Annotated in this window: 11 protein-coding genes and 2 pseudogenes; 10 read left to right on the top strand and 3 right to left on the bottom strand. The window is 56.2% G+C overall.

What is annotated here, in order from left to right:
- Positions 1–282: 282 nt before the first annotated feature.
- Both ABLN94_RS17020 and ABLN94_RS17015 read right to left on the bottom strand, forming a co-directional pair.
- Positions 283–498 (bottom strand): hypothetical protein, encoded by a 216-nt coding sequence (locus ABLN94_RS17020; RefSeq protein ID WP_352994527.1) that lies wholly within the window; start codon positions 496–498, stop codon positions 283–285.
- A 124-nt stretch (positions 499–622) separates the two neighbouring features.
- The gene (locus tag ABLN94_RS17015; RefSeq protein WP_352994524.1) at positions 623–1,024 is read right to left on the bottom strand and encodes a hypothetical protein; all 402 of its coding nucleotides are present in this window, start codon (positions 1,022–1,024) and stop codon (positions 623–625) included.
- Between ABLN94_RS17015 and ABLN94_RS17010 the strand changes: the two are divergent.
- The 3 genes and pseudogenes from ABLN94_RS17010 to ABLN94_RS17000 all read left to right on the top strand — a co-directional run.
- A pseudogene (locus ABLN94_RS17010) lies at positions 1,008–1,472 on the top strand (ABC transporter permease); the annotation flags it as partial. The gene ABLN94_RS17015 and the pseudogene ABLN94_RS17010 sit on opposite strands and share 17 nt — an antisense overlap.
- 2 nt (positions 1,473–1,474) lie before the next feature.
- A complete protein-coding gene (locus ABLN94_RS17005; RefSeq protein WP_352994522.1) occupies positions 1,475–2,302 on the top strand; it encodes an ABC transporter permease in 828 nt (275 codons plus the stop codon).
- A gap of 12 nt (positions 2,303–2,314) precedes the next feature.
- Complete coding sequence (locus ABLN94_RS17000) at positions 2,315–3,952, top strand: ABC transporter ATP-binding protein (protein ID WP_352994520.1); 1,638 nt, start codon at positions 2,315–2,317, stop codon at positions 3,950–3,952.
- A gap of 397 nt (positions 3,953–4,349) precedes the next feature.
- On the opposite strand, the pseudogene ABLN94_RS16995 reads toward ABLN94_RS17000, so the two are convergent.
- A pseudogene (locus tag ABLN94_RS16995) lies at positions 4,350–4,765 on the bottom strand (DDE-type integrase/transposase/recombinase); the annotation flags it as partial.
- Positions 4,766–4,985: 220 nt separating this feature from the next.
- Between ABLN94_RS16995 and ABLN94_RS16990 the strand changes: the two are divergent.
- From ABLN94_RS16990 to ABLN94_RS16960, 7 genes are read left to right on the top strand one after another with little or no spacing between them, the layout of a single operon-like run.
- Positions 4,986–5,483: an NADH-quinone oxidoreductase subunit J family protein gene (locus ABLN94_RS16990; RefSeq protein ID WP_352994518.1), complete on the top strand. Its 498-nt coding sequence runs from the start codon at positions 4,986–4,988 to the stop codon at positions 5,481–5,483.
- The gene (nuoK, locus tag ABLN94_RS16985) at positions 5,483–5,785 is read left to right on the top strand and encodes an NADH-quinone oxidoreductase subunit NuoK (RefSeq protein ID WP_352994516.1); all 303 of its coding nucleotides are present in this window, start codon (positions 5,483–5,485) and stop codon (positions 5,783–5,785) included. The genes ABLN94_RS16990 and nuoK overlap by 1 nt, the downstream gene beginning before the upstream one ends.
- A 2-nt stretch (positions 5,786–5,787) precedes the next feature.
- Positions 5,788–7,248, top strand: coding sequence for a monovalent cation/H+ antiporter subunit D family protein (locus ABLN94_RS16980; protein WP_352994514.1), 1,461 nt, complete (start codon positions 5,788–5,790; stop codon positions 7,246–7,248).
- The gene (locus tag ABLN94_RS16975; protein WP_352994512.1) at positions 7,245–7,499 is read left to right on the top strand and encodes a hypothetical protein; all 255 of its coding nucleotides are present in this window, start codon (positions 7,245–7,247) and stop codon (positions 7,497–7,499) included. The genes ABLN94_RS16980 and ABLN94_RS16975 overlap by 4 nt, the downstream gene beginning before the upstream one ends.
- Positions 7,492–9,252: a Na(+)/H(+) antiporter subunit D gene (locus tag ABLN94_RS16970; protein WP_352994510.1), complete on the top strand. Its 1,761-nt coding sequence runs from the start codon at positions 7,492–7,494 to the stop codon at positions 9,250–9,252. Before ABLN94_RS16975 ends, ABLN94_RS16970 begins: the two co-directional genes overlap by 8 nt.
- 8 nt (positions 9,253–9,260) lie before the next feature.
- A complete protein-coding gene (locus tag ABLN94_RS16965) occupies positions 9,261–10,736 on the top strand; it encodes an NADH-quinone oxidoreductase subunit M (protein WP_352994508.1) in 1,476 nt (491 codons plus the stop codon).
- Positions 10,733–12,172, top strand: a complete 1,440-nt coding sequence (locus ABLN94_RS16960; RefSeq protein WP_352994506.1) for an NADH-quinone oxidoreductase subunit N — start codon at positions 10,733–10,735, stop codon at positions 12,170–12,172. Before ABLN94_RS16965 ends, ABLN94_RS16960 begins: the two co-directional genes overlap by 4 nt.
- Positions 12,173–12,270 lie beyond the last annotated feature (98 nt).

Below are 12,270 nucleotides of genomic sequence, written 5' to 3'. Positions count from 1 at the left end.
TGACTGATCTTCCGATCCGCCATACCCTCCCTCACCGACAACCCGATGTTGACGAGGGACGGTATCCCAGGATGCTGCGTCGCCTCCAATATTCGAATTGGCAATAAGAATGTCCCGCTTGGCTTCATGTTCGACAAAGCGGTTTATTAGCCCCCGACAATTGCTTTGTCGGTAGTCCACAGCGCTCTACGTCATCAAAGATAAGCGTATCTGGCAGGCGATTTAGCGCAACTTCGGTTAAGTTTACCTTGGTTAGACTCAGTGAGAATCCAAAGGCTGCAATCAACTGAAGGCTTCCTTGGCCCGCCCGCCCAAATTCCTCGCCGTGCTTTCAGTCCAAGGGTTCTCAGCCCGGACCAACGCCCAGTCGAATTCTTCGGCGCTATGCACATTGTAGAGTGACATATAGAGCCGGGTCTTATCCGCCTTACAATTGCTGGCTCGCTCGATGAAATGCGTTTTACCGCTGCCCCAAACCGCCGGTAAAAGTGTCGTCAAACTTGGTCCCTCTAATCCTTCCGATCCCGGTGTAGGTTCCGGAGGCAACGAGCTGTCTATTCCTAAAGAAAATTGAACCCCGCCAAATTAAAACGTATTTAAAGCCTTAGATTCATTTACTCATTCAGAATTTCTTTCCAATTTGAAACCGCTCAACCATGCCTTCGCCAAGCGCTCCGCGTCCGGTCCGGCGCGATGCGGGCTCTTGAATATGCAGTGAGTGGTAGACGCGCTCAACGGCTGCTTCGTCATTCAAGCTCATCCGCACAAAGCTGTCGAAGTCCAAAAGTTGAACTTTCGGAAATGGAAGGTCCGTTTCCAGAAGACGTATGAACCATTTCTGTTCGAATTCTGGACAGTCTGCAACTGCAATTCCGTTGTTTTCCGCTTTGAACCATTTCGCGACTTTTCGGTCGTTTTCGCCCTCAGCCTGAAAGTAATCGTGGCTTAGCCCATGGATTTCAGCACTTTCTTCTGACCAGGCTGCTTTGTTCCAGCTGGGATGCGGCTTCCCGTCGATTGCCAATCTCTCCGAAGGTGCCAGCCTGGGGGATCGTATATACCGTACATTCCTGCCGGCGCTGACCCAGACGCTGATCGTGACGGCGCATATGATGCGTATGACGAGGGCGTCGCTGATCAACCTGCTGGCCCTTCCCTATGTCGAGATGGCAAAGCTCAAGGGTGCCAGTCAGCGGCGATTGATCGTGATCCACGCGCTGCCCAATGCGATTGCCCCCATCGTGACCGTGATTGCCATCAACCTCGCCTATCTGATTGTCGGCGTAGCGATCGTTGAGGTGGTGTTCGTCTATCCGGGCATGGGGCAATTGCTTGTGGATAGTGTCGCCAAACGTGACTTTACCGTGGTCCAAACCGCCTGCCTGATCTTTGCGGCCACCTACATACTCTTCAATCTGGCGTCCGATCTGATCTCGATCGCGTCCAACCCGCGCCTGCTGCACAGGAAATGACGATGAACGGGTTCCTCTATGAACTGCGCAAGGCGCCCCTGACCGCGAAATTCGGCTGTGTTGTTGTCGTAGGCTACATTTTGGTGGCCATCTTCGCGCCGGTCCTCGCCCCTTTTGGAGAAAGCGAGGTCGTAGGTTACGAATATCAACCCTGGAGCACCGACAACTGGCTGGGCACTGACAGTCTGGGCCGCGACATGGCTACGCGCATGATCTATGGTGCGTGCAACACGATCGGGATCGCCCTGCTGACGACCATGATCGCTTTTCTGGCCGGCAGCATCGCCGGGTTCTTCGCCGCCGTGTTGCAGGGCTGGGTTGATCAGCTTCTGTCGCGGGCGGTGGACGTTGTGATCTCGATCCCGACGCTGATCTTTGCGTTGTTGCTGCTGACCATCTTCGGTGCGTCGGTGACCAGCCTGATCGGAGTGATTGCGCTGATCTATGCCACCTTCGTCTACCGGATCGCCCGAGCCGTGGCGATGGGGATCGTGGTTATGGACTATGTCGAGGCCGCGCAGATCCGGGGTGAAGGGCTTTGGTGGATCATGCGCAAAGAGACCCTACCCAACGCTGCGCCGCCTCTGGTGGCCGAATTCGGGCTGCGGTTCTGCTTTGTGTTCCTGACGATCTCGGGCCTGTCCTTTCTGGGTCTGGGTATCCAGCCCCCAGCAGCGGATTGGGGGTCGATGGTGCGGGAGAACGCCTCGCTTATCACCTTTGGCGACCTGACGCCTCTAATCCCGGCGGCGGCCATTGGTCTGCTGACCGTGGCGGTAAACTTCATTGTCGACTGGATGCTACACAAGGCCAGCGGTTTGAAAACCTAAGGGGACGCGAGGATGACAGATACGAATACGCCACTGCTGACGATGCAGAATCTGCAGATCGAAGGACAATCCGAAGATCGCTGGAAGTCCATCGTGAAAGGCGTGAATCTGTCCCTTGGCAAGGGAGAGGTGTTTGGCTTGATCGGTGAGAGCGGTGCTGGCAAATCCACCATCGGCCTAGGCGCCATGGGCTATGTCCGCGACGGGTGCCGGTTCTCGGGCGGCAGCGTGCATTTCGACGGGATTGAGTTGACCCGCGCCGATCGTGACACCCGTCGCAACCTGCGCTCGACCCGGATTGCCTATGTTGCACAATCCGCCGCAGCCAGCTTCAACCCCGCGTTCAAGCTGATCAATCAGCACACAGAATTCCCGGTTCGTCGAGGCCTGATGTCGCGTGAGGAAGCGCGCAAGGACGCCATCGAACTGTATCGGCAGTTGCAGTTGCCCAACCCGGAAGAGATCGGCTTTCGCTACCCGCATCAGGTGTCCGGAGGGCAGTTGCAGCGGGCCATGACAGCGATGGCGATGGCCTGCCGCCCTGACCTGATCATTTTTGACGAACCTACCACCGCGCTGGACGTTACCACCCAGATTGAAGTTCTGGCGGCTATCCGGAACATTGTTGAAGAATTCCGCACCTCGGCCATTTACATCACCCATGACCTTGCTGTTGTGGCGCAGATGGCGGACCGGATCATGGTGTTGCGCCACGGCGAGGAAGTCGAGGCTGCCGACACGGCAACCATGCGGGCCGCGCCGCAGCAGGAGTACACCAAGTCCTTGTGGGCGGTGCGCTCGTTCAAGTCTGCAGAGAAAGCGCCGGTTGCTGCGGATTCGGTTCCGGTAGTGGCACTGCGCGGCGTCACCGCGCAATACCCTGCGATGCAGACACCTGTTCTGAAGGATGTCTCGATTGAATTCCATGCCGGACGCACAGTGGCCGTTGTCGGGGAAAGCGGATCGGGCAAATCTACCACGGCCCGCAGCCTGATGGGGCTGCTGCCGCCCGTGCAGGGTGACATGCTGTTGAACGGCGCCCCACTGTCACCTGCGTTCCGCAAGCGCAGCAAGGACGAGTTGCAGGCGGTGCAGATGATTTACCAGATGGCCGACACCGCGCTGAACCCCAAGCAGCGCATCCATGATATCATCGGGCGGCCCATGACCTATTACCGGGGTTTGAAAGGCCGCCAGCTGACCGAGGAAATCCGGGCCTTGCTGGACGACATTGAACTTGAACCGGATCAGTACATCAACCGCTTGCCTTCGGAACTGTCGGGCGGGCAGAAGCAGCGCATTGGAATTGCCCGAGCCTTAGCGGCCGGCCCTAAGCTGGTTATCTGTGACGAAGTGACCTCTGCGCTGGATCAGTTGGTGGCCGAAGGCATCTTGCGGTTGCTGGACAAGCTGCAACACGAACATAGCCTGGCGTATATGTTCATCACGCATGATATTTCGACCTTTCGTGCCATCGTGGATGAGGTGGTGGTGATGCAGCATGGCAAGATTGTCGAGCAAGGGCCAAAGGCTCAGATCTTCTCGCCGCCCTTCCAGCCCTATACTGATCTGTTTTTGTCTTCGGTCCCGGAAATGGATCCCGGCTGGCTGAACCGAGTGTTGGCTGAGAGTGTCGCAAAGTCCGCCTAGCATATCCTAAGTGAAACTGTTACACAAAAATTAGAAAATAACGGATTTGAGCTAATTCAAATCCCCTCCTAAGATGCGCGGGAAAACACTTCATTGCGGACGCGCTGATGCGGCGAACAAGAAAAAAGCGGGTTGCCAAGACCGCTAGGCCACAGATGAAATTGCCACCTGCAGGCGGCTGTTTCATGCCGCTGGATTGACGGCAAGCTGGCTCAAAAAACCGAGGTTGAGCCGCGAATTTATGGAAAGACCGGAAACGTCCGTTCGCTGGACACACTTATCCCGCGACGACAGCAAATTGGCGAAACCCAGAAATCCACGGCAAATCGAATTGCTTCTTTCGGATCATGTTGACGCCACTCTTGTCGATCGCGATCTTGCTCGGGATTCCGTTTCACGAGAGCGTCTTTGCAAAGAACCTGCTTGCAGCGGGGCCAATTCTTCTCTCAGACAGCATAAAATCAGGGGTTTATCCCGCTTTGTCGACCGCTCGATACAGGTACATACATTCGCTGCGCACACGAATGTAAGTTTCGTCCTTGCGCCAAGACATCTGAGTGACACGCATAATCAATTGTGCGCGTGCCGCAATCAGCGGCGAGTATTTCCAACCCACCAGTTGAGAGTTGCGTGATCAACCTGCACACCGCGATCCGCCATGATCTCCTCAAGATCTCGGTAGAAAACATCTTAGCGGATACAAAATAAGACCGCGAACAGGATCAAATCCTTTGGATACTGCGCACCTTTGAAAGAAGTCACAGGCCAACCTTCAATTGAATAATGCCTTCGCCACACAGGCGCTAACGCCATGAAGGTCAAGGGTCAAAAGTTTGCAACAGATCCCATTTCAAGCACGCTCTATCAGACCTGCGCTGGAACTGACAGGTGGGGGCGGAGTTTGCGACAGAATTGAAATTCTTGTTAAAATCGGCCGTTTGAGGCACAATTCTAGGGTACATTGAACATTACCACAATCCGAATTCCGGCTGTATCAGGCCGGATTGAAAACGTACGTCGGGAGTCGACGTCGATGGAACAGGGGTTTTTTCTGGTATTTGCAATTGGGGCTGTTGCCGCGGCCCTGGGAATGGTTTTGGCACGCAATCCGATCCACAGCGCGGTGGCATTGATGGCCTGTTTCGTCAATGTATCGGCAATTTTTGTAATGCTTGAGGCACCACTTCTCGCGGTTATCCAAATCTTTGTCTATGTTGGCGCGATTCTGGTCCTTTTCCTGTTCGTGACCATGATGCTGGATATTCGCGACGCGACCCTTCAGCGGTTCCTGCCGGGAAGCAACTTTGCCGCTTTCGGACTGGTGGCGTTGTTAGGGATTGAGATGCTGGTTCTAGTCCTGATGGGCAAGCAGTTCCCGGAAACCGCCGCGGGGACCACAACCGGCGGCGAGATCCGCGAACTGGGAACCACGCTGTTCGCCGATTATCTGCTGCCCTTCGAAGTAGCCTCGGTCATCCTCCTTGTGGCTCTGGTCGGTGCCATCGTTTTGGCGCAGAAGGAGACGCGCTAATGGTGCCGCTGTCGTGGTATATCATTCTGGGTGTGATCCTTTTCGTCGTCGGTGCAGCCGGGGTGCTTGTACGGCGCAACGTTCTGGTGGTGTTGATGTCGCTGGAACTGCTGCTCAATTCAGTCAACATCAACTTCATCGCCTTCGCCCATTTCCATGACGATTTTCGCGGTCGTATTTTCGCGATCTTCATCATCGCGATCACCGCAGCTGAAGTTGCCATCGCTCTCGGTATCCTTGTTGCTTTGGTGCGGAACAAGGCCACGTTGAAGGTCGATGAAATCACGATCATGCGGGGGTAGGGGTGGAGGCGGTACTTTCCATAAGGCCTCTTCTGGCCATCGCAGTCGCCGGCCTGGCATCCGGGCTGGTTCTTTATCTACGTGATCGCATTGGACCAAGAGACCTCGTGTCACCTGTCGCGTCCGTGGTGCTTTTCACCCTTGTGGCTTCAATGGCGCCCCGGGTTTTGTCGGGCGGAACCTATGAGCTTGTTCTGTTCCAAATCCTGCCGGGGGTAGATTTCGCATTCCGCGTGGATGCGCTGGGGATGGTATTTGCCACCATATCCTCATTGCTGTGGATTTTTGCATCGATCTATACCATCGGGTATATGCGCAGCCTCGGTGAACATGCGCAGACCAGGTTCTACATTTGCTTTGCCGCCAGCCTTGCCGCCGCCGTTGGAGGGGCGTTTGCGGCCAATCTCTTTACGCTGGTGATCTTCTACGAAGTGCTGAGCCTCGTGACCTACCCACTGGTCTATCATCACGAAGACGACGAAGCCTGGGAGGGCAGCCGTAAATACCTCGTCTACCTGATGGGCGCATCAAAAAGTGCTTTGCTGGCAGCTATTGCGCTGACCTACCATTTGGCAGGCACGCTCGATTTCGTGCCGGGTGGACTGCTGGCCGGGGTCGAAGCCGCGCCGATCCTGCTGACCGTCGTTTATTTCTGCTACCTCTTCGGCTTCGCAAAGGCGGCGTTGATGCCGTTACATGCCTGGCTGCCCGCAGCAATGGTGGCCCCAACCCCGGTCAGCGCGCTTCTGCATGCCGTGGCGGTGGTGAAAATGGGCGTCTTCTGCGTACTGCGTGTGGTGTTCGATGTTTTCGGCACCGGGCTCATGGAGGCGCTGGGGCTGGCGATCGCCACGGCCTATTTGGCCTCTTTCACCATTCTGACCGCGTCGATCTACGCGCTGACCCGTGACGATCTAAAGGCGCGGCTGGCGTATTCCACGGTCAGTCAGCTGTCCTACATAATCCTGGGGGCGGTTCTGTTTTCGCCTGTCGCAATGGTGGGCGGTATTATCCATATCGCCGCGCATGCCTTCTCGAAGATCACGTTGTTCTTTTGCGCGGGTTCGATCTATTGCGCCACGGGTAAACGGAAGATCAGCGAGATGGGCGGCATCGGGCGACAACTGCCCTGGACCATGGCTGCATTCTTCGTGGGGTCGCTCGGTATGATCGGCGTGCCGCCAGCCGGAGGATTTGTATCCAAGTGGTATTTGGCATGGGGTTCGGTCGAAGCGGGGCAATTCGTATTTCTAGTCGTGCTGTTGGTCAGCTCAATCCTGAATGCGGCCTATTTTCTACCGGTCAGCTATTTTGCCTTTTTTGGTAAAGAACCGGATGGGGAAAACCACGTCCGTGAAATTCCACTGATCGCGGTGCCGCTTGTCGCCACGGCGATCCTGTCGCTCTTAATGGGCATTTTTCCGGGTTATTTCATCACATTGGCAGAGGAGGTGGTCAGATGATCGCGCGTGTCGTCAGTTTCTTTGGAGACTCGAATTATGCCAATCTCCGCCTTCGCCTGTTCTATCTGGTGCTGGCTCTGATCGTCGCGGTGGATTTTGTGGTGCCCCGTGAACATGTTGAATTCCTGTGGGAACATTTGCCGGGCTGGTCGGCCGTTTATGGGTTTGGCTCCTGCGTGGCGATCATTTTCGTTTCCAAGTTCCTCGGGCATCAGGGCGGGCTCATGCGGCCTGAAGACTATTATGACTGAGTTCGTGCACCCAACCATTCTGTTCTTCGCCGGAGCCCTGGTGATCCCGTTTCTGAGCGGAATGGTCCGCAAGCTCTGGTTGCTGTTAATCCCGGCCCTTGCCGTTGTCGTCGTAGCGATATCCCATTCAGGCTCTTATGGCGCGGTCCGGTTTCTGGGACAGGAGCTATTGATTGCGCGGGTCGACAAGCTGAGCCTCGTCTTTGCCACCGTTTTCACGATCATGGCGCTGATCAGCATGATCTATGCGCTGCACTTGAAACGCCCCGGCCAACATGTCGCGGCCTTCCTCTATGTCGGCAGCGCGCTGGGGGTAGTGTTTGCTGGTGATTACCTGACACTCTTCGTATTCTGGGAGGGCATGGCCTTTGCCTCGTCCTATCTGATTTTCGCCGCAGGCGGTGAAAAATCGATGCAGGCCGGGTTCCGCTATCTGATGGTGCATCTCACTGGCGGTATCGCACTATTAGGTGGTGTAATCCTGCACGGAGCGGCGACAGGGTCGGTTTTGTTTGGACCCATCGAGGGACCGCTGGGTGCTGCCGCCTACCTGATCCTAATTGGCTTCACCCTGAACGCCGCCGTGCCGCCATTGAATGCCTGGCTGACGGATGCCTATCCAGAGGCCACTGTCACGGGTGCGGTGTTCTTGAGCGCATTCACCACCAAGACCGCCGTCTATGTGCTGGCTCGTGGCTTTCCCGGAACCGAACTACTAGTCTGGTTCGGAACCGCCATGGCGATCTACGGGGTGATCTATGCGGTGATGGAAAACGATTGCCGCCGCCTGCTGGCCTATCACATTGTCAGTCAGGTGGGATACATGGTGGCCGGAATCGGTATTGGAACCGAGATGGCGGTGAATGGCGCAACCAGCCACGCCTTTGCGCATATCCTGTACAAGGCACTGCTGTTCATGGGGGCAGGCGCGGTGATTTATGTCACCGGGCGGCGCAAACTGACCGAACTTGGCGGGCTCTACCGGACTATGCCGCTGACTGTGACGCTCTACATGATCGGGGCATTCGCAATTTCCGCCTTTCCCTTCTTTTCTGGCTTTGTCACCAAGTCGATGGTGGTGTCCGCAGCTGGCTACGATCACCGGGCAGCTGTGATGCTGCTGCTGACGCTGGCGTCGTCGGGGACGTTTCTGCATACCGGTCTGAAGCTGCCCTATTACATGTTCTTTGGTCGCGATTGCGGCCTGCGTCCACCCGAGCCGCCGCGCAACATGCTGATCGCTATGTCCATCGCCGCGGCACTGTGTATCGGCATCGGCGTCTATCCTGCGCCGCTTTATGCGCTGCTGCCCTATGAGGTCGATTATCACCCCTATACCTGGGCGCATGTGAGCGAAAGCCTTGGCATTCTGATGTTCACGGCTCTTGGCTTTGTCCTGTTCCTGAAGGCGCTGGATCCCGAGGATACGATCAGCATCGACACCGATTGGTTCTATCGCAAGGGCGCGCGGGCGTTCATGCGTTTCGCCGAAAAGCCGTTCGCGCGCTACGAGCAGGCGGTAAGTTCGGTGTCGGAAAAAACGCTGCTGCCCTTCATGCATCGTTCGGCCCAGTTAGGATTACGAGCCGATCTCGGCGTGATTGATGCGGTCGTGAATGGCGTTGCCCGCAAGGTCCTGCGCAACGGGGAGCGATTGCGCAGGGTCCAGACCGGAATTGTGACTCACTATGCCTTGGGAATGGTTGCGGGCGTAATCGCAGCCATCACCATTTTCGCCGTCGTGTGGCTTTAGGGGGTGGTATGGGGTTTCCACTGCTCAGCCTCATCATCTTCCTGCCGGCGGCGGGGGCTGTTGCTATTCTGTTCCTGCGGGACCCAAAGACGATTAAATGGACCGCGCTTGTTGTCACGCTTATAGATTTTAGCCTCTGTCTGCTTTTGCTGCTGGGTTTCGACTCCGCCACGTACGAGATGCAATTCGCCGAAGAACGGAACTGGATACCGGCGCTGGGGATCAAGTATGCGGTCGCGGTTGACGGTATATCGGTTCTTTTTGTCTTTCTCACCGCGCTTCTTGGCTGGATCTGCGTTCTTGCATCGTGGAACGCCATCGAGACGATGATCAAAGCCTTTATGGTCAGCCTGCTTGCGATGCAGACACTGATGCTGGGCGTCTTTTCGGCGCTTGATCTGTTTCTGTTCTACGTGTTCTGGGAGGCGATGCTGGTGCCGATGTACGCAATCATCGGCATTTGGGGCGGAGAGCGGCGCGTGTATGCTGCGTTCAAATTTTTCCTCTACACATTGGCCGGCAGTGTCCTGTTTCTGATCGGAATCATAGTGCTGTATTTTCAGGGCGGCAGGACCTTCGACATTCTCGCCCTGATGAATGCGGATCTGAGTTTCGTGACGCAAGCCTGGTTGTTCTTTGCCTTCCTCATCGCCTTTGCCGTGAAAGTGCCGATGGTACCGGTGCACACCTGGCTACCCGATGCCCATGTCGAGGCACCCACTGCCGGGAGCATTATTCTGGCGGGTGTTCTGCTGAAGATGGGCGCCTACGGTTTTCTGCGCTTTTCACTACCGATGCTGCCCGAGGCGTCTGTCTATTTTTCGACCCTCATGTTGATCCTTTCCGCCATTGCAATTGTCTATGGGGGGTTGCTGGCACTGGCGCAGGACGACCTGAAAAAACTGGTGGCCTATTCCAGCATCTCCCATATGGGCTTTGTCACGCTCGGGATTTTTGCACTGAACAGCCAAGGTATGGCGGGTGGAATCTTGCAGATGTTCAACCACGGCGTCACCACTGGGGCGCTGTTTCTGTTTGTCGGGCTGATGTACGAGCGAACGCATAGCCGCAGTATCGCTGATTACGGCGGGCTGATGAAAATCGCACCGCTGTGCTCCATCTTCCTCGGGTTGTTTACGCTGTCATCAATGGCGCTGCCCGGGTTGAATTCTTTTGTTGGCGAATTGCTTATCCTGTCGGGTGCCTTTGCTGCCAATCCACTGCTGGCGGGCATTTCGATCCTTGGCGCTGTTCTTGCAGCTGCATATTTGCTGAGCATGTTCCGGCGTGTGGCCCTGGGCACCGCGACCGTGGGCGAGCGGTTTGATTTCTGGGATCTCAATCGACGTGAGCTTGCCGCGATCCTGCCTCTTGCCGTTCTGGTGATCTGGATTGGGCTTTATCCAAAACCGTTCCTTAACGTCATCCAGATTTCGGCCGATCATTTGCTGACACAGGTGCATGACAAGGGAGGGGCAGAGTGAATCAGGCGCAACTCCTCCAGTCGGTTCTGGCCAGTCTGCCCGAGATCGTGGTGATCACCGGGGCCTGCGTTCTGTTGATCCTGAGTCTGTTTGTCCGGCCCGAGCGCGGGTATTTTCTGGATCTGGCCGCGATTGCCGTGGTTCTTGTCGCCGCTACACTGACCTGGGCATCGGCAGACAATGACCTGCTGGTCTATTCCGGTATGTTCGCGTCCGATCGCTTTTCTGCCTTTTTCAAGGTCATCTTCTACATCGCGACCGTGCTGACTTTCTTACTGTCGCGCCGATATGTCGAGATCGAACGAGTTCAGCGCGGCGAATACAATGTGCTGCTGCTGTTTTCGCTTTCCGGCATGATGATCATGGCCTCGGCCACCGATCTGCTGTCAATCTATGTCGGGCTCGAGCTGATGGCGCTTTGCACCTATGTTCTGACGGGGCTTCTGCGACGCGAGGTGCGCTCGAACGAAGCGGCGCTTAAATACGTGATCCTGGGCGCTGTTTCGACGGGCGTGTTCTTGTACGGCGTGTCGTTGATCTATGGGTTGACCGGCACCACAGAGCTCAACGGTATCGCTGCCGCTGTCACAGGGACTCAACGCGATCCCGGTCTGTTGTTGGCGGTCGTGTTTATCGTTGCCGGATTGGTTTTCAAGGTCGGCGCGGTGCCATTTCATATGTGGGTCCCCGATGTCTATGAGGGCGCACCCACCCCTATTACCGCCTTCATGTCCGTGGGACCCAAGGCCGCCGGTTTCGCTGTAATCCTGCGGGTTGTCCTGAACCCGCTATTGGCTGCGACGGAGGTCTGGATTGTCGTTGCAGTGATTGCCGTCTTCACAATGGCGCTCGGCAGTTTCGTGGCACTGGTACAGGACAACATCAAACGCCTGCTAGCCTATTCCAGCATCGCCCATTTCGGCTTTGTGCTGCTGGGCATCGTGGCGGGCGGCCCGGATGGGGCAGCGAGTATAATGTTATACCTGCTCATCTACACCTTCATGAGTATCGGTATGTTTGCCGCCGTCATCGCGATGCGGTCCGAGGCGAGCCGGGGAGAAGCCATCGATGACTATTCGGGCCTTTCCAGATCACACCCCGCGCTTGCCCTGTCGATGCTGCTGTTTTTGTTTGCTTTGGCCGGCATCCCGCCGACGGCGGGGTTCTTTGCAAAATTTTATGTACTGGTCGCGTTGATTGAAGGGGGCCATGTCGCGATTTCTGTCATTGCAGTATTGTTGAGCGTGGTTGCCGCCTATTTCTACATCCGCATCGTCATGGTGATCTACATGCGCAATCCGGCAGGAAAATTCGACCTGGCGCTTACGCCCGGTCTGAAACTGGCGCTTGCGATTGCCGCGCTGGGGACCATCGTGATCGGCCTGCTACCAGCGTGGTTCCTGGAACTGGCGCAATCGTCGGTGTTGGCGGGTTAGGCGGCCGCGTCACTGCCCCTGAAAACTGGAATCGACGTGCTGTTTGTGGTAGAATGCGCAATAATACGTTCAAGTTATTGGTGAATATCCGGAGCGAG

Source organism: Ruegeria sp. SCP11, from assembly GCF_040329455.1.
GTDB classification, from domain to species: Bacteria; Pseudomonadota; Alphaproteobacteria; order Rhodobacterales; family Rhodobacteraceae; genus Ruegeria; species Ruegeria atlantica_E.
The sequence above is the reverse complement of the archived record's forward strand: the minus strand, read 5'-3'. Positions and strand labels throughout refer to the sequence as shown.

What these genes read in the sequence shown, in the direction of transcription:
- ABLN94_RS17005 (WP_352994522.1), top strand. Translation starts at nt 1,475, where the DNA reads ATGAACGGGTTCCTCTATGAACTGCGCAAGGCGCCCCTGACCGCGAAA.
- ABLN94_RS17000 (WP_352994520.1), top strand. Translation starts at nt 2,315, where the DNA reads ATGACAGATACGAATACGCCACTGCTGACGATGCAGAATCTGCAGATC.
- ABLN94_RS16990 (WP_352994518.1), top strand. Translation starts at nt 4,986, where the DNA reads ATGGAACAGGGGTTTTTTCTGGTATTTGCAATTGGGGCTGTTGCCGCG.
- nuoK (WP_352994516.1), top strand. Translation starts at nt 5,483, where the DNA reads ATGGTGCCGCTGTCGTGGTATATCATTCTGGGTGTGATCCTTTTCGTC.
- ABLN94_RS16975 (WP_352994512.1), top strand. Translation starts at nt 7,245, where the DNA reads ATGATCGCGCGTGTCGTCAGTTTCTTTGGAGACTCGAATTATGCCAAT.
- ABLN94_RS16970 (WP_352994510.1), top strand. Translation starts at nt 7,492, where the DNA reads ATGACTGAGTTCGTGCACCCAACCATTCTGTTCTTCGCCGGAGCCCTG.
- ABLN94_RS16965 (WP_352994508.1), top strand. Translation starts at nt 9,261, where the DNA reads ATGGGGTTTCCACTGCTCAGCCTCATCATCTTCCTGCCGGCGGCGGGG.